Raw genomic sequence first — 17265 nt, forward strand, 5'->3', positions numbered from 1 at the left:
CGGCCGCTCAGTCGTCCCGGTCTGCGCCGTAGTCGCCGCCATAGCCATAGCCGTACCCGTAGCCATAACCATAGCCGTACCCGTAGCCGTACTGATAGCCGTACTTCCCGGAGAACAAGGTGGCCCTGCACTTGTTGAGCAGCATGTAGACGTTGTCGGTCCGACCGATCTGGGCCAAGGTCTCTTTGACCAGCCCCTGTGGTGTGCCTTCGTGCTCGACGACGATGACGACCTGCCCCATCAAGGACGCCAACACCGGCGCCTCACTGGTGGCGAGCACCGGCGGTGAGTCGAACAGTACAATCCGGTCCGGGTACCGCGTGGCCACCTCATGCAGCAGCCGACGCATATTCTGGCTCGCCAGCAGCTCCGTCGATTGCTTATGACGCTGACCGGCGGGCAGCACCGAGAGCTTCGGAATGTCGGTGGGCCGGATCAGCGCCGAAATGTCCGCGCCGGCATCCAGGTGCTCGATCAATCCGGGCGCATCCCCAAGGCCCAGCCGACGGGACAGGCCCGGCTTGGCGACATCGCCGTCGATCAGCAGCACCTGGCAATCCAGCTCCAAGGTGAGCGAAGCGGCCAGATTCAGGGATATGAAGGTCTTGCCCTCGCTCTGCACCGAGCTGGACACCATGATCAGGTTGTACGGCGATGCGCCGTCGTGCCGGCGCTCAAAGGCGTTCATGAGCAGCGGCCGTTTGATCATGCGGAATTCCTCGGCGATGCGCTTCTGCTCGGCCTTCTCCCGCTTGCTTCGGCCTTCCTGCGGGAAGACCATGATCTCGCCGGTGTCGAGCACAGCTACGTCTTGGTCGCCGTGCACCACCCCGGGCTCGCCCGCGGCCTCATCCGTACTCATCGGCTGCGCCGCCACGCTGTCGGCCGCACCTGAGCCATGCTCTTGCCGCATCCAGCGCGCTGTCTCGCTCCCGGATGCTTGTTCGGATTGGTGCGTGCTCATAGCGCGCCTCCGGCGATGTCGTCAAAAAGAGGCTTGGGCCAGCGGAATCCATGACCGCTTAGCACAGGGGTCGGGCGGCCACGCCGCCGCGTCGTCTGCATCCAGATTGACCCAGCTTGGCTAGAACGGAAGCTTGGACGCGATGTCCACATCGAGAAAGAAGACAGTGAGCACGCCGGCATAGCTCGCTATCAAGACCAGTAAGCCTACCGCGAAGGCAATATCCGAAAGCCGCTTGCGCAAGCGCTGCCGCGGCACCGTCAGCAGATTGATACTGCCCAGCACAGGCACACCCGTGACCTCGCTCAGCTGGCGTCGATCGAAAAACACCGGGCGCAACTGCGCGAGCAAAAACGCAAGGCCGAGACCCGCGACCAAAGACCCACCAAAGACTTGGGAAGCCAAGCCGATGCGATCGGGGCCGGAAGGCTTCTTCGGCACCTGCGGCGGGTCCAGCGTGCGGAACTTCACGGTATCGACGCTCGTATCCACTTCACGCGTCATCCGCGCCTGCTCCAGGCGCGACAGCAGCGTCTGATGGTTCTCTTGGAGAATGCCGTAGTCCCGATTGAGCTGCTTTTCCTCGGCCTCGATCTGGAGCACCTCGTCCACCGCTGCCTGGAATTTCTCGATCTTATCGCGCAGCGATGCGACCCGCGTCTCCTGCGCCGCCAATTCCGTCTCCGCACTGGCGAGACGCAGCTGCATTTCCTGGTACACCGGGCTCTCCGAGAGGGAGCGCACCACGGCGACCTCGCTATTTTCCTGCTCCGCCACATAACTCTCGCGCTGCTCGTCGCGCTCGCGAATCAAGCGCGCCAAGGCTCGACGCATGGCAATGACTTCGGGATGGCGCTCGGTGTAGCGGATCAGCAGCTCGTCGATCTGATCCTCCATCTGCGCGATCTTGGTATCCAGCGGATTGGTCACCTCTTTCGAGGATTCATCGAGCCAGGTCTGAAAGTACGGCAAGCTCGCGCCCTCGCTTTCCATGTACTCCAGCTGCTGCGCGATCTCTTCGCGCCGGCTCTCGGCGAGCGCGAGCTGATCCTGAGCCTCGATGAGGCCACGCTTGGCCTGCTTGAGCCGATCGTAGTAGCTGCCTTTCTCCGAGAGCAAGTCGAGATTGCGCATCTTGAAGTCCTTCAGCTTGCGCTCGGCGTCGATCAGCCGCCGCTCGTAGTCCTTGATCTCCCGCTGCAGGAAGCGCTCTGCGGAATCCTGGTCCTGACGCGAGGCGCCGAGATTGGATTCGACGAAAATGGTCAGCATCGACTGGACGACGCGTTTGGCGAGCTCGGGGGACTGGTCTTGAAACGAGATGTGGTAGACATTGGAGCCGGAGGCACCGAGCTTGACTCGCCGCTTCAGACTGCCGACGAGCGCGTCCATTTCTTCGGGCGTATTGGCGCGCAGATCCATGTCCGTCATGCGCGCGAGCTTCTCCATGTTCTCGCGCCCAAACAGCACGCTGGTCATCATGCGCACGCGCTGCGACTCGTTGGTATTGATGGCCAGTCCCCGCAGCAGCGGCGTCAAGACTGAATCGGTGTCCACATAGACACGGGCAGCCGAGCGGTAAGTGTCGGGCAGCGAGGCGACATAGGCCCAACCGATGGGCGATGCCACGGCCGCCACGATCAACACCAGCCAGCGGTAGCGCCAGACACCACTGAGGTAGAACAGGGCTAGGCGGATGACTTCTTGCATTGGCTTGCTCTCGCCTCGCTCACAGCCGCCGTCCGCGGCTCCGCGAGGCCGAACCGGGGATTAGAACCAGGATTCCGGGATTAACAGTATATCTCCCGGGCGCATGTCGACATTGGCACTCAAGTCCGCGTCCTCGATCAGATCACGCAGGCGCACCGTATACTGGTTTTTGACGCCGTTCTCGAACCGCACCAGCACCGCCCGGTTGCCCGCCGCAAACTCGGTGATGCCACCGACGGAAATCAGCAGATCCAGCAGCGTCATACCATCGCGGTACTGCAGTGCCCGCGGCTGGGTCGCTTCTCCGAGCACGCGTATCTGCTCTGGGAACACCCCGACGAAGCCCTGCACGATCACGGTGACCAGGGGGTCGCGCAGAAAGACCGACAGGGCCTCTTCCAAATCTCGCGCCAGCTCCGTGGGCGTCTTGCCGGCGGCTGGGACATCTTCCAGCAGGGGCGCGGAGATAAAACCGTCGGGCCGCACGGGCACGGTCGTGCTCACTTCGGGATAACGCCAGACGAAGATCTCCACGGAATCGCCCGGGCCGATCTTGTACTTCTGCGCATAGCGAAGCTGGTAGGTCGCCTCCGGCAACAGCGGGAACCGTGGGCCCGTACACCCGCCGGCCGCCAGCAACGCCGCAAGCAAAAATATGAGGAGGAGTCGGGGCATGGACAATATTTCGCGACAATCCAATTTCGTGTACTGAGCACAGCGCGTTCCGGCCTGCTGCAACCGAATCCCGCACGGCGCCGAGATTATTGCACAGCGAACACGTATTTTCGCCTGCGGCTTGCTCGCTCCCGCCGGATTGCTGTTACAGCCGGTCGGACACGCAGACCGACCATCAGGCCGTGTCCGGCGGTCCTAGCGGGCTGGGCGTCCTTCAGGATGTAGGGCGCCAGGCCGCTACGGTGGCGTGCATCGCGGATGCGGCTGTTGGGTCTCGCCCCGCTGATGCCTGCACAAACTCCCGCAGCCGCGACACAGCGCTCTGCAATCGCGGCAGCGGCTCGGTGTAGGCGAAGCGCAGCATACCGGCGCTCGCCCCAGCGCCGAAGTCCGAGCCCGGTGTCAGCGCGACGCCGGCCCCCTCGAGCACGGCTTCGGCGAAGGGTAAGGCATCCGCGGCCGCAAATGGCAAGTCCGTGAACAGATAGAACGCCCCCTCGGGCACGGCCGGCAGCGAAAAGCCGGCTGGCGGCAGTGCTTGCACCAAGAGGTCGCGGCGCTGGCGAAGCTCCTCGCGTCGCTGCTCCAGGCGCGCGAGCACCTCGGGGGCCAGGGCCGCCAGCGCGACATGCTGACCGAGGGTCGGCGCCGCCAAATAGAGATTCTGGGCCAAACGCTCCGCCACCGCCGACCACCCCGGCGGCACCACCAGCCAGCCAACGCGCCAGCCAGTGAGGCCGAAGTACTTCGAAAAGCTGTTGACGACGAAGAGCCCATCCTCACCGCAAGCCAGGGCGGTGGCGTCCTGCGCATCATAGACGAGGCCCTGATAGGTTTCGTCCACGATTAGGGCAGCGCCCCGCTTCCGCACGGTCGCATACAGCGCCGTCATCGATGCCGGCTCGATGACGGCGCCGGTGGGGTTGCCCGGGGTGGTGACCATCAGCGCACGGATTTCCGGCCGCCACTGCGCAGCCAGCGCCGATGCCGACGGGCACCAGCCTTTGCTCGCATCCAGCTCTAGCGCATGCACCACCGCGCCGGTCAACGCCGCCATGTGCCGATGGCAGGGATAACCGGGGTCGGTGACCATAACTCCGTCGCCGACTTCCAGCACCGCCGCCAGGGCAAGCTGCAGCGCCCCCGAGCCCCCGGGGGTGACGATGACCCGCGCCGGGTCGAGATCCACGCCGTAGCGATGGCTGTAGTAGCCGGCGATGGCCTGGCGCAGCGCCGGCAGCCCCGGACTCGGGGTATAGCCCATGGACGCGCTCGCCAGCGCACTTCGCGCCGCCTCCAGCAGAGGCGCCGGCATCGGGAAGCGCGGCTCGCCCACCTCCAGGTGGATGATGTCACGGCCGGCGGCCTCCAGCGCCTGCGCACGCTCGAGGATGCGCATGACTTGAAAGGGCGCGACGGCACCGGCGCGCGTGGCGGGCTCCAGCATGGCGGCCTCAGTCCCCGGGGCCGGCGGCTGCGCAGCCGTGCAGTGCCCGCAGGACGGCGAGATCGACACAGGCCGCGTCGCGCAGGGCGCCCGCAACTGCATCGGCGCAGTGACCGGCCACCACCTGCGGGGGCGGCAGGTCGGGCTCGCCCAAGCCATCCACCACCAGCGCGGCGGCCGCCAGATCCTGCTCTTGTGTATAGGAGCTCACGGTCACCAGCAGCGCATCCAGGCCGGCCCCGAGCGCCGAGCGGACGCCGTTGTCCGAATCTTCGACCGCGACACAGGCACGCGCGGGCAGGCCCAGCTCCGCCAGGGCCAGGTCGAAGATATCCGGGGCCGGCTTCTTCGCCGGCACCACGTCGCCCGCGGCGATGACCTCGAACCAATGCTGCAGCGCCGGGTATTGGCCGGGCACCGGTGCCGCCGAGAGCAGGGCCGAGACGTTCTCGGGCGTGGTGGTGGTGGCAATGGCCAGGCGGATGCCCGCATCCATCGCCTCGCGCAGCAGGCGCAGGACACCGGGCCGCAGGCCGATGCTGCCGGCGCGCATCATCTGCGTGTAATGCGCCGTCTTGCGTTGGTGCAGGCCCCGAATGAAGTCGTCCAGCGCCTCGGGGGGCGAGAAGTCGGGCCGATGCTCGGCCAGGTAGGTGCGGATGCGCTCCTTGCCGCCGGTGACGCGCAACAGCTCGCCGTAGAGCGGCACCGACCACTCCCAGTCGAGCCCGGCGTCGGCGAAGGCGGCGTTGAAGGCGACACGATGACCATCGCGCTCGGTGTCGGCGAGGGTCCCGTCGACGTCGAAAATGATGGCTTCGAGCTCGGGCATGCCGGCGGCCTCGGTGCTGCTGGGTCGTCAGGCGGCCGAGACTAGCACAGCATCCGCGCCGCTGGTGTCCGTCGCCGGCAGAGGCGGCCGCCGTCGATGCGCGCCAGCCAGTTGCCGAGGGTTGCGCTCTCTGGTAGAAACGCGGATTCAGCGCTGCTCGGGCCCCGTGTCGCGCGGACTCCCGCCCGACCGAAGCCCGACGGCACGTCCAGCAACGACGACCTTTTGTTTGCGGGAGCACACCCATGGCCGAGGCGAGCACACAAGGCGCAAAGGCGTTCGGATTCGAGCCCTACGAGGCCGCCAAGGATGAGGAATACATGAGTCCCGAGCAGGAGGAGCACTTCCGCAAGCTGCTCATGGAATGGAAGCGCCAACTGATGGAGGAAGTCGACCGCACCGTCCACCACATGCAGGACGAGGCGACCAACTTCCCGGACCCGAACGACCGCGCCACGCAGGAATCCGAGTTCAGCCTCGAGCTGCGCACACGCGATCGCGAGCGCAAGCTGATCAAGAAGATCGACGAAGCGCTCGAGCGCCTAGACGAGCACGAGTACGGCTACTGCGAGGCCTGCGGCGTCGAGATCGGCGTTCGCCGCCTCGAGGCGCGCCCCACCGCTACGCTCTGCATCGACTGCAAAACCCTGGACGAGATCCGTGAGAAGCAGCGCGGCTGACACCGCTGCCGAGTCCCTGCGGCGCGCTGCGCCGCGACGGGTGCCGCTCGCTCGCATTTGACTGCCCTGGCGCCGGCGGGGCGCCGCCGCGGGCGCTTCGCCCCGTCCCCCACTGGTCCACTGCACTTCGGCTCCCTCGTGGCGGCCCTGGGCAGCTTCGCCGACGCCCGCGCCACGGGCGGCGAGTGGCTGGTGCGCATGGAAGACCTCGACCGCCCCCGCGAGGTGCCGGGCGCTGCGGACGACATCCTGCGCACCCTCGAGGCCTTCGGCCTGTACTGGGATGGGACGGTCGCCTACCAGAGTCGGCGCACCGCCCTCTACGCCGGTGCCATCAAGCAGCTGGAAGCACTGAAGCTCGTCTACCCCTGCGGCTGCACCCGCCGCGAGATCGGCCTCGGTGGCTTACCCGGCGCCGAGGGGCCAATCTATCCCGGCACCTGCCGGCAGGGCTTGGCGCCGGGACGCGAGCCGCGCAGCCTGCGCCTGCGCGCGGACGGCCCGGAAGTCGGCTTTTCGGACCGCGTCCACGGCCCCCAGTGCCAGGATGTCGCCCGCGCCGTCGGTGACTTCGTGCTCCGCCGCGCCGACGGTCTGCACGCCTACCAGCTCGCCGTCGTCGTGGACGATGCCGCGCAGGGCATCACCGATATCGTGCGCGGCGCCGACCTGCTCCTGTCGACCCCCCGCCAACTGCGGCTGCAAGCCTGCCTCGGGCTGCCTCAGCCGACCTATGCCCACCTGCCCCTGGTGCTCGACCGCAGCGGGCGCAAGCTCTCCAAGTCCCGCACAGACCTTCCGGTCACTGCGGCCGACCCACTGCCGGCGCTGCTGCGGGCCTGGGCCGTGCTGGGGCAGGCGCCGCCGCCCGCCGCGCCCGAGGATGTGCCGGCCTTCTGGGATTGGGCGCTGACGCACTGGGACCTGTCCCGAGTCCCCGCACGCAACTGCCTGCCGGGCGGCGAGCCGACAAACGGCTGAGCACACTATCGTTCGGTTTTACAGCCCATCGGGGCCGTCATGGCGTCTTAACATGCAGGGGCTAGCCTGCCCTATCCGCTCTCACCACCACCTGCGGAGGATGTCATGTCCGAAACGCCCCCCACGCCCCTGAGCACCGACGAGCTCGCGCGGATCGACGCCTTCTGGCGCGCCTGCAACTACCTCGCCGTCGGCATGATCTATTTGATGGACAACCCGCTGCTGCGCGAGCCGCTGAAAGAAGCGCACATCAAAAAGCGCCTGCTCGGGCACTGGGGTGCGAGCCCCGGGCTTGCCTTCATGTACTGCCACACCAACCGGATCATCCTGGCGCACGACCAGGAGGCCGTTTTCCTCGCCGGCCCGGGCCACGGCGCACCCGGCGTGCTGGCACCGGTGTACCTGGAAGGCACCTACTCCAAGATCTACCCGAACAAGTCCGAGGACGAAGAGGGCATGAAGGCCTTCTTCAAGCAGTTCTCCTTCCCCGGCGGCGTCGGCTCCCACTGCACGCCGGAGACGCCCGGCTCCATCCACGAGGGCGGCGAGCTCGGCTACTCCATCAGCCACGCCTTCGGCGCCGCCTTCGACAATCCGGACCTGCTGGTGGTGGTGGCCGTGGGCGACGGCGAGTCAGAGACGGGCCCGCTGGCCACGGCCTGGCACTCCGGCAAATTCCTCAACGCCGCCCGCGACGGCGCGGTGCTGCCGATCCTTCACCTGAACGGCTACAAGATCAACAACCCGACCCTGCTGGCCCGCATCCCCGAGGACGAGCTGGCATCACTGATGCGCGGCTACGGCTGGGAGCCGCACTTCGTCGCCGGCGACGAGCCCATGGCCATGCACCAGCAGATGGCGGCGACCATGGATGCCTGTTACGCCCGCATCCAGGAGATCCAGGCCGACGCACGCGCCAAGGGCGCCGACAAGGTCTCGCGCTACCGCTGGCCCATGATCGTGCTGCGCACGCCCAAGGGCTGGACCGGACCCGAGAGCGTCGACGGCCACAAGGTGGAGGGCTTCTGGCGCGCCCATCAGGTGCCGCTGTCGGGCCTGCACGGCAATCCGGAGCACCTCGCGCAGCTCGAGGCCTGGATGAAGAGCTACAAACCGCAAGAGCTGTTCGACGAGACCGGCAAGCTCAAGCCCGAGATCCGCGCCGCCGCGCCCACCGGCAACCTGCGCATGAGCGCCAACCCCCACGCCAACGGCGGCCTGCTGCGCCATTCCCTGCGCATGCCGGACTTCCGCCGCTTCGCCTGCGACGTGGAGCGCCCGGGCACGGTGCGGGCCATGAACACCAAGCCCCTCGGCGCCCTGCTGCGCGAGGTGATGCGCCACAACAAGGACCATTTCCGCGTCTTCGGCCCGGACGAGAACACCTCCAACAAGCTCGACGCCGTCTACGAGGTGTCGAAGAAGCTCTGGCTGGAAGAGTACCTGCCGGAGGACGAAGACGGCGGCGAGCTGGCACCGGACGGCCGCGTGATGGAAATGCTCTCGGAGCACACGCTGGAGGGCTGGTACGAGGGCTATGTGCTGACGGGCCGCCACGGCTTCTTCGCGAGCTACGAGGCCTTCATCCATGTCATCGACAGCATGTACAACCAGCACGCCAAGTGGCTGGCGATCTGCAACGAGATCCCCTGGCGGGCGCCCATCGCGTCGCTGAACATGTTGATCACCTCCACCGTCTGGCGCCAGGACCACAACGGCTTCACCCATCAGGACCCGGGCTTTCTCGACGTGGTGGTCAACAAGAACCCGGAGGTGGCGCGCATCTACCTGCCGCCGGACGTGAACTGCCTGTTGTCGGTGGCGGATCATTGCCTGCGCAGCATGAACTACATCAACGTCATCGTCGCCGACAAGCAGAATCACCTGCAGTATTTGAGTATGGAAGCCGCCATCAAGCATTGCACCAAGGGCGTGGGCATCTGGGACTGGGCCAGCAACGACGAAGGCCATGAGCCGGACGTAGTCATGGTGGGCTGCGGGGATATCCCCACCAAGGAGGCGCTGGGGGCGACGGCGCTGCTGCGCGAGGAGTTCGACGACATCAAGATCCGCTTCGTCAATGTGGTGGACCTGATGACCCTGCACCACGAGGGCCCGCATGCGCTCTCGGAGCGGGACTTCGACAGCATCTTCACCATGGACAAGCCCGTCATCTTCAACTTCCACGGCTATCCCTGGCTGATTCACCGCCTCACCTACAAGCACGCCAACCACTCCCAGTTTCATGTGCGCGGCTACAAGGAGCGCGGCAACATCAACACGCCGCTGGAGCTGGCCATCGAGAACGAGATCGACCGCTTCAGCCTCGCCGTCGATGTCATCGACCGGGTGCCCCGGCTGTCCGTCGTCGGCGCGCACGCCAAGCAGCGCTTCCGGGATATGCAGATCGATGCGCGCAACTATGCCTTCGAGCACGGCATCGATATGCCGGACTATGACGACTGGACTTGGCCTTATTGAGGAAGGGCTGAGGACTGGGGGCTGAGGGCTGAGGGAGGTACCGCTTGGCCTTGGCCCTTCACGAGAGGCTTGCTCACCACCCGGATATCATCAGGCAAGCGCCGGTCAGCGCCGGCGCGAGGGGGAAACCGCAATGAACGACACCGCCAAGCCGACGGCCGAACAGCAGCGCACCCGCACCGGCCTCGACAAGGACGCCCTGAAGCGGGCCTATCTCGACAACCTGTTCTACCTGCGCGGGCGCTTCCTGGAGGTCGCCACCACCAACGACCTCTATATGGCCGCCGCCTACACGGTACGCGACCGCATGCTGGCCCGCTGGATCAAGTCCGCCCAGACCTACAAGGACACCAACGCCCGCACCGTCTGCTATCTGTCGGCGGAGTTCCTGCTCGGGCCGCATCTGCTCAACAACCTGGTCAACCTCGGCATCACCGACACCGCCCGCGCGGCGGGCGAAGAGCTGGAACTGGATTTCGAGGCCATCGTCGAGGCCGAGGAGGAGCCCGGGCTCGGCAACGGCGGCCTGGGCCGGCTCGCCGCCTGTTACATGGACTCCCTGGCCACGCTGCAGATCCCGGCCATCGGCTACGGCATCCGCTACGAGTTCGGCATCTTCGACCAGGTCATCGTCGACGGCTGGCAGTCCGAGCGCGGGGACACCTGGCTCAAGAGCGGCAACCCCTGGGAGATCCCAAGGCCCAAGCTGTCGTTTCCGGTGGGCTTCGGCGGCCATACCGAGCAATACACCGACGAGCACGGGGCGCTTCGCATGCGCTGGCTGCCGAGCATGGTGGTGAACGGCATGGCCTACGACACGCCCATCATGGGCTACGGCGTCGGCAACGTGAATCTGCTGCGGCTGTGGAAGTCCGAAGCACCGGAGTCCTTCGACTTCCAGGCCTTCAACGTCGGCGACTACTACGGCGCCGTGCACGCCAAGATGGAGGCGGAGACCATCTCCAAGGTGCTCTACCCCAACGACGAGCCCGAGGCCGGCAAGGCGCTGCGCCTGAAGCAACAGTATTTCTTCGTGTCCTGCTCATTGCAGGACATGATCCGCCTGGAGCTGAACAACGCCGGCACCCTCGCGCACTTCCACGAGAAGTTCGCGGTGCAGCTGAACGACACCCACCCGTCCCTGGCCGTCGCCGAGCTGATGCGCCTGCTGATGGACGAGTACCTGATGGACTGGACTCGGGCCTGGGAGATCACGCGCAACGCCTGCCATTTCACCAATCACACCCTGCTGCCGGAGGCGCTGGAGACCTGGTCCGTGCACCTCTTCGAGCGGCTGCTGCCTCGGCACCTGCAGATCATCTACGAGATCAACCGCCGCTTCCTGGACGAAGTGCGGGTCCATTTCTTCGCCGACGAGGCGCGGGTCGCCCGGATGTCCATCATCGACGAGAGCTTCGGCCGGCGGATACGGATGGCCCACCTAGCCGCCGTCGGCAGCAAGGCCGTCAACGGCGTCGCCGCCCTGCACACGGATCTGCTCAAATCCACGGTCATGCACGATTTCTATGAGATGTGGCCGGAGAAGTTCCACAATGTCACCAACGGCGTCACCCCGCGGCGCTTCATCGCCGTCAGCAACCCGCGGCTGGCGCGGCTCATCACCGAGGCCTGCGGCGACGACCGCTGGCTGCGCGACCTCGCGTGCCTCAAGCAGCTGGAAGAGCAGGCCGAGGACCACGGTCTGCAAGCGCAGTGGCGCCAGGTCAAGACCGCCGCCAAGCAGGACCTCGCCAACTGGCTCGGCGAGCGCACCGGCTTCACGCCGGACCCGCAGACCCTGTTCGACGTCCAGGCCAAGCGCATCCACGAGTACAAGCGCCAGCACCTGAGCCTGCTGCACATCGTCTGGCTCTACGAGCAGATCAAGCAGAATCCGAACGTCGAGCTGACGCCGCGCACCTTCATCTTCGGCGGCAAGGCGGCACCCGGCTACTTCATGGCCAAGCTCATTATCAAGCTGGTGAACGCCGTCGGCGAGGTGATCAACAACGATCCCCAGGTGAGCGGCATGCTGCGCGTCGTCTTCATGCCGGACTTCAACGTCAAGAACGGCCAGCGCCTATACCCGGCGGCGGACCTGTCCGAGCAGATCTCCATGGCCGGCAAGGAGGCCTCCGGCACCGGCAATATGAAATTCTCCATGAACGGGGCGCTCACCATCGGTACCCTCGACGGCGCCAATGTCGAGATCCGCGACGAGGTAGGCCACGACAATTTCTTCCTCTTCGGGCTGACGGCCCCCGAGGTCCACCAGCGCCAGGCCGAGGGCTACCGGCCCTGGGAGGTCTACCACGGCAACGAGCAGCTCAAATCCGCCGTGGACCTCATCGCCTCGGGCCTGTTCAGCCACGGCGACACCGAGCTCTTCCGCCCGCTCACGGACAACCTGATCCACTCGGACCCCTTCTTGGTGCTGGCGGACTTCCAGGCCTACGTGGACTGCCAGCGCCAGGTGGACCGCGCCTACCGCGCACCCCACCATTGGGACCGCATGTCCATCCTGAACACCGCCCGCATGGGCAAGTTCTCGTCGGATCGGTCGATCCAGGATTATGCGGAGCGGATCTGGGGCGTGGCGCCGGTGCCGATAGAAGCGTGACGAGGGACGGAGTACGGAGTACGGCGTACGAAGTACGGAGTACGAAGTACGGGGCCGCGCTGGGCAACCGTGGCTGTTTGCATCCGCTCGGCGGGCGCGCTGTCAATGAAGAAGTACGGAGTACGGAGTACGGGGTATGCCTTAAGGGTTGTCGCACACGGAAGGTCGGGCTCCGTGCAAGATGACAGCCGGCGAATGTACTCGAGGGTACTGCCCAGGTGAGGCCCAAGCTCAGCAGACTACAGGATGACACCGCCTGTACAGCACGCGTGAAATGGAACATCCGGCGCCCACGTACTCTGTACTTCAAGGCACACCAGCGCCGGTCGACCCGGCTTCCAGCTGAGCCGCCCGCCGGCGCCCCCGTACTTCGTACTCCGTACTCCGTACTCATCCCCTGGAGACAAGAGGTACCCACTGATGCAACACATGCTTCCGCATATACTCATACTCTCGGCCATAAGCCTCCTCCCCGCCTGCACCCAAGAAACCCAGAACAAGATCGGGCGCTCCTTCCAGAACTGGACGGGCGCCAACGGCGTGCTGGAGATCTATGCGGGCGACAAGCTGGTGCGGCGCTTCATCGAGATCGACAAGCTCACCACCGCCAGCGCCACCCAGGGCGGCGGCGACCGCCCCTACCGCTTCGGCTACGGCGTGCTCGACACGAACCTGAACGGCAACAAGGACGGCGACGAGCGCAAGGTCTACTTCGAGATCAGCGACTACGCAACCAACTACGTCTTCTACGGCGACCCCGGCAGCTGACGCAAGGGCGATGCGCCGCGCGCGCTGCTTTGACCGCCTTCACGGGATCTTCTCCCCGGGGACACGGGCTTGACACACGCCGCTGGTATGGTGCCAAGGCAACAGTCAAGCGGAATGCGGAGATGTCGCCATGACCGCGGTTCGAGAGCACGAAGTCAACAGCCTGGCCCACCGGATCGGCTTGCGGCTTGTTCAGCCCGAGGCCGAGGCCGGCACGGCCCTTTTCCGGCTCGTGGAGCCCCTGAGCATGCAACCGATCTATCCCGCCGGCGACGCAGCCGGCGCCGCCCTCGACGAGCTGGAAGACTGGCTGCAATTCCCATGGGAATGACAGACCACCAGCCGCCAGACAGGGTGTGCGAGACACTGACCGAGCAGACAGCGCAGGATTTGACCGCTGCGTTCATCCACTACCGGCTGCCGCGGATGCTGCGCCTCCTGGAGCAGGTCGGCGACGCCGATCCACTCAACGCCGACGACAATGCCTTTCTGACGGAGACACTCGCGAGCCTCTCCAACGCCGTCGGGGCGCTGGGGCGCGACCGCGACATCGAGACCATGCACCGCTGCGCGCTCGCCCTGTACGACGACATTGCGACCGTCGCCCACAGGGCCGATACGCCGCGCTCCGTCGCCGGCCGTTGAGCCCGGCAACACCGGCGCCCGGCGGGCTGCATCACGGCGTTCGCGGGGAGCCAATCCTCCAGGGACGGAGGCTTGTGTCCGCTCCCCTGCCCTCGCGTCACGCGCCGTCGTTCAGAAATCGATCCAGCAACGCATAGGTCTGCGAGCAGGCATCGGGGACCAGGTCGGCCAGGTTCAGATAGGCGTGCACCATGCCGGGCATCAAGCGGTACTCCGCGGTTAGGCCCGCCGCCTTCAGGCGCTCGACATAGGCGGCCCCCTCATCGCGCAGTGGATCGAGCTCGGCGGTGATCACCAGCGTCCGCGGCAGTTGCTCGGTGATGTCCATGAACAGCGGTGAGACCGAGCGGCGATTCTCCTCGCCTTGCAGATAGCAATCGAACAGCCACAGGATGCGCTCGCGCTCCAGCAAATAGCCCTCGCCGTTCGCGACCACCGAGGGCTGTGACAGGGTGTAATCGAGGCTCGGATAGATGAGCACCTGGGCCTCGATATCGAGACCCGGGTCGTGCTGGGCCAGGTGCGAGACGGTGGCGCAGAGTGCACCGCCGCCGCTGTCGCCGATGAGTCCGAGGCGTGGCTCATGGGGCAAGCCCTGGCCGGTGAGGCAGCGAAAGACGCGCTTGGCACAGGCGAGACTGTCCTTCAGCGCCGCCGGGTAGGGGCACTCCGGGGCCAGTCGATACTCCACCGCGACAATGATCCAACCCGTCGCCAGTGCCAGCCGGCGTACCAGGGAGTCGTACACGTACACACTGCCGGCGACATGGCCCCCGCCATGCAGAAACAGCGCCACGGGCCGGGCTTCCTCGGGTGCGGGATGGTAGATGCGCACCGGCACCGGATAGTCCGGAGCCGGGATGACGTCGTCACGCACCAGCCCCAGCTCGGGGCGCTCGGTGACAAAGGTGCGGATCAGCGCGTCGAAGGTCTCCCGCGCATTGATCACCGTGCGCCGATACCCCTTGGCATACGCAACCGCCTTGGCTGCGCGGGTCTGCTCGAGCCAATCGCGCAGCGGCTTCGGGAGGGCGGCGTCGCGCTCGTCGTGCATCCGATCAGGCAATCCGCAGGACGCTGCCGGGCTCGTCGGGCGGGATCGCCACCGGCTCCTGGCCGAGGGTCAACGCCAGGCGGTTCATCATGTCGATGGTCTCACGGCTCATCTCCTCGCGCGGACCGGCGATCTGCTCGCACAGCGCAAGCCCCTGCCGGCGCTCGTCGTCGGTGCGCAGCAGCTTCGGCAGTGCCGCCATCGCCGCCTCCGGCTCGTAGCCGACGATGAGGGACTCCTTGTGGATCATCCGCGTGCGATGCTTGGGCTTCATGCTGGCGAAGGGCTCGGTGGAGAGCAGCATCTGGTTGGAGCGCTCCAGCCGCGAGCGGCGGACCTCCTTACGGGAATTCGCCAGGAAGATTAGCATGCGGATGACGCCGTCGGCGAAGTCGCCGAGATCGATCCGGTCCAGCGCGTCCTGCACCTCGGTGAGGGTGCGCAGGTCCTCCCGCGGCTCGGACTTGGCGACGGTCCTGCTGAGGCGCTCGCCGAGGGCCTGCACCGGCGGCGCTGCCCAGAGCAGGTGGAAGTTCCACTCGATCATCGCGTTCTGCATGTCGCGTACACCATCCCACCACTGCGTGATCAGCTGCGCGTTGAAGCGCTCCCACTGGCGGAAGGGGTTGTCCGCCGGCGCCGCCTGGCGGTTGGCGCGCACCTGCTCGGCGAGGCCCTTCACCGGCTGCATGGCCGGATTGCGGTCGCTCTGGAGCCAGCGCTGCGCGCGCATGGGGCTGGTGTTGGCCATGAACTCTGCGGAGGCCTGATTGGTCATGGCCTTGAGGACCGGGCGGACGCTCAGGTCATAGAGCTCGGCGCCGAATTCCGAGAAGCGCGCGACGGTGGCGAAGGGTCTATCGGAGTCGTCGCCGCCGCACTGCTCCATCATCTGCTCGATGCTGCGCTCGGCGAAGGCGACCTTGAAGGTCTTGTCCACGCCTTGGCCCTGCTCCTCGGTGATGACCATCTCGTACAGGCCCGGTGCCAGTGCCTCGATGGCCTTGAGCGTGGAGACGATTTCCCCGTGCTCCTTCTTCGCCACCGACGAGGAGACGAAGATCCCGAGATGGCCGACGCTCGGGTGCAGCGTGTAGAGGATACGCTGCCCGCGCGCCTTGATCTCGGCCACGTCGGTGTAGTGGTCCGCCACCCAGCCGAGCGCCTGCTGCGGCGGGGTGATGTTGTCGCCGTGGGAGGCGAAGACGATGATGGGCGAGTTGACCTCGCGCAGGTCCACGTGGGTGCGCTCGTTGAGGTGGGCCTTGCCGCGGCCGAGGCGGTTGCCGACGAACAGGTTCTCGACGATCCAGGCAATCTCGTCGGTGGTCATGTAATAGAAGCTGCCCCACCAACGCTCGAAGCCGACGAAGCGCGGCACCTCGGTGTCGATCTTGTCCCAGAGGGTGTAGTACTTCTCCCACCAGGTATTGCTCGGGCTCAGGCGCTCGAAATTGAATACCAGGTTGGAGCCGTCGAACATGCCGTTGCCCAGATCGCCGAGCAGGTGCACGCTGCTGACGCCGCCGACGAGGCCGCCCAGGTAGCGCATCGGGTTCTTGCCCTTCTGCCCGGCCCAGTAGGACAGCGGCGCGCCGTTGGCCACCACCGGACCGGTGATATCCGGGTTGGTGGCGGCGAGCAGCATGGACGCCCAACCACCCTGGCAGTTACCGATGATCACGGGCTTGGGCGCGCTCGGATGACGCCGGCGCACCTCGCGCACGAAGTCGGCCTCGGCGGCCGTCACGTCCGCCAGCGTCTGGCCCGGCATGGGCATGCGGGTGAAGGTGACGAAGTAGGTGGGATGGCCGCCGTGGATCGCGGCGCCCACCTCGCTTGCATGCTTGAAGCCGCCGATGCCCGAGCCGTGACCGGCACGGGGATCGATGATGATGTAGGGGCGGCCGTCCTCGCGCACCGTCACACCCGCCGGCGGCACGATGCGCACCAGGGAGTAGTTTACCGGGCGCGACAGGGTTTTGCCGTCGACGACCATCTCGTGCTCCCAGCTGAGCACGGTCTTGTGGCTGCCCTCCTCGTGCTCGACGAAGTGATTCCCGCGCTCGCGCATCGCATCGGCATAGAGCACCGCGCGCTGGGCGCCGTCGACGACGTACTGCCACCAGTGTTGGGCCAGCATCGGTGTCGCCATGGCGCCCATGACCTGCTGCCAGGCCTCCAGGTTCGACTGGGCATGGCGCTGGGCCGTGTCCATCGCCTGCTTGCCGTGGGCGTGCGCAATAAAGCCCAGGTCGCGCCCATACTGGACATATTCGTCGTCGTGGCCGTCCAGGGACTTGGTCCACTGCTCGAAGGCCTGCGACGTGCCGCCGCCATCGGTGAACGGCGACAGCGATTGGGACAGGAGCTTGGTGAAGTCGAGCATGATCGGCTGCCTCGTTGAA

14 protein-coding genes are annotated in these 17265 nt (G+C 66.3%); 7 read left to right on the plus strand and 7 right to left on the minus strand.

All coding sequences use genetic code 11. From position 1 onward, the window contains the following. Window positions 1-7: 7 nt before the first annotated feature. From CKO31_RS10345 to CKO31_RS10365, 5 genes are all read right to left on the minus strand, one after another. Window positions 8-862, minus strand: a complete 855-nt coding sequence (locus tag CKO31_RS10345; RefSeq protein WP_242475283.1) for an XrtA-associated tyrosine autokinase — start codon at window positions 860-862, stop codon at window positions 8-10. A gap of 222 nt (window positions 863-1084) precedes the next feature. After that, entirely contained in the window at window positions 1085-2674 is a 1590-nt protein-coding gene (locus CKO31_RS10350; protein WP_200236750.1) for an XrtA system polysaccharide chain length determinant, read from the minus strand. 60 nt (window positions 2675-2734) lie between these two features. After that, window positions 2735-3349: an XrtA/PEP-CTERM system exopolysaccharide export protein gene (locus tag CKO31_RS10355; protein WP_200236753.1), complete on the minus strand. Its 615-nt coding sequence runs from the start codon at window positions 3347-3349 to the stop codon at window positions 2735-2737. A 214-nt stretch (window positions 3350-3563) separates the two neighbouring features. Next, window positions 3564-4796, minus strand: a complete 1233-nt coding sequence (locus CKO31_RS10360; protein WP_200236755.1) for an aminotransferase class I/II-fold pyridoxal phosphate-dependent enzyme — start codon at window positions 4794-4796, stop codon at window positions 3564-3566. A 7-nt stretch (window positions 4797-4803) separates the two neighbouring features. Next, entirely contained in the window at window positions 4804-5628 is an 825-nt protein-coding gene (locus CKO31_RS10365) for an HAD-IA family hydrolase (RefSeq protein ID WP_200236758.1), read from the minus strand. A 245-nt stretch (window positions 5629-5873) separates the two neighbouring features. On the opposite strand from CKO31_RS10365, the gene dksA reads away from it, so the two are divergent. The 7 genes from dksA to CKO31_RS10400 all read left to right on the plus strand — a co-directional run bounded on the left by dksA (window position 5874) and on the right by CKO31_RS10400 (window position 13803). Then, window positions 5874-6308 carry an RNA polymerase-binding protein DksA gene (gene dksA / locus CKO31_RS10370; RefSeq protein ID WP_200236761.1) on the plus strand — a complete coding sequence of 145 codons (435 nt, stop codon included), beginning with the start codon at window positions 5874-5876 and terminating at the stop codon, window positions 6306-6308. 57 nt (window positions 6309-6365) lie between these two features. Next, window positions 6366-7289: a tRNA glutamyl-Q(34) synthetase GluQRS gene (gene gluQRS / locus CKO31_RS10375; protein ID WP_200236764.1), complete on the plus strand. Its 924-nt coding sequence runs from the start codon at window positions 6366-6368 to the stop codon at window positions 7287-7289. A 105-nt stretch (window positions 7290-7394) separates the two neighbouring features. After that, window positions 7395-9770 (plus strand): phosphoketolase family protein, encoded by a 2376-nt coding sequence (locus CKO31_RS10380; protein WP_200236766.1) that lies wholly within the window; start codon window positions 7395-7397, stop codon window positions 9768-9770. A gap of 133 nt (window positions 9771-9903) precedes the next feature. Then, window positions 9904-12390 carry a glycogen/starch/alpha-glucan phosphorylase gene (locus CKO31_RS10385; protein ID WP_200236768.1) on the plus strand — a complete coding sequence of 829 codons (2487 nt, stop codon included), beginning with the start codon at window positions 9904-9906 and terminating at the stop codon, window positions 12388-12390. Window positions 12391-12819: 429 nt separating this feature from the next. Beyond that, window positions 12820-13158 carry a hypothetical protein gene (locus CKO31_RS10390; RefSeq protein WP_242475284.1) on the plus strand — a complete coding sequence of 113 codons (339 nt, stop codon included), beginning with the start codon at window positions 12820-12822 and terminating at the stop codon, window positions 13156-13158. 130 nt (window positions 13159-13288) lie between these two features. After that, a complete protein-coding gene (locus CKO31_RS10395) occupies window positions 13289-13489 on the plus strand; it encodes a hypothetical protein (RefSeq protein ID WP_200236771.1) in 201 nt (66 codons plus the stop codon). 59 nt (window positions 13490-13548) lie between these two features. After that, the gene (locus CKO31_RS10400) at window positions 13549-13803 is read left to right on the plus strand and encodes a hypothetical protein (protein ID WP_200236773.1); all 255 of its coding nucleotides are present in this window, start codon (window positions 13549-13551) and stop codon (window positions 13801-13803) included. A gap of 97 nt (window positions 13804-13900) precedes the next feature. Here CKO31_RS10400 and CKO31_RS10405 read toward each other — a convergent pair whose 3' ends face one another. Together CKO31_RS10405 and CKO31_RS10410 are read right to left on the minus strand one after the other, a co-directional pair. Beyond that, on the minus strand, window positions 13901-14857 hold the full coding sequence (locus CKO31_RS10405) for an alpha/beta hydrolase (protein ID WP_200236775.1): 957 nt from the start codon (window positions 14855-14857) through the stop codon (window positions 13901-13903). A 4-nt stretch (window positions 14858-14861) separates the two neighbouring features. Beyond that, window positions 14862-17246 carry a DUF3141 domain-containing protein gene (locus CKO31_RS10410; protein WP_200236776.1) on the minus strand — a complete coding sequence of 795 codons (2385 nt, stop codon included), beginning with the start codon at window positions 17244-17246 and terminating at the stop codon, window positions 14862-14864. Window positions 17247-17265: the final 19 nt, after the last annotated feature.

The sequence above is a fragment of the Thiohalocapsa halophila genome (genome assembly GCF_016583825.1).
Taxonomy (GTDB): Bacteria; Pseudomonadota; Gammaproteobacteria; order Chromatiales; family Chromatiaceae; genus Thiohalocapsa; species Thiohalocapsa halophila.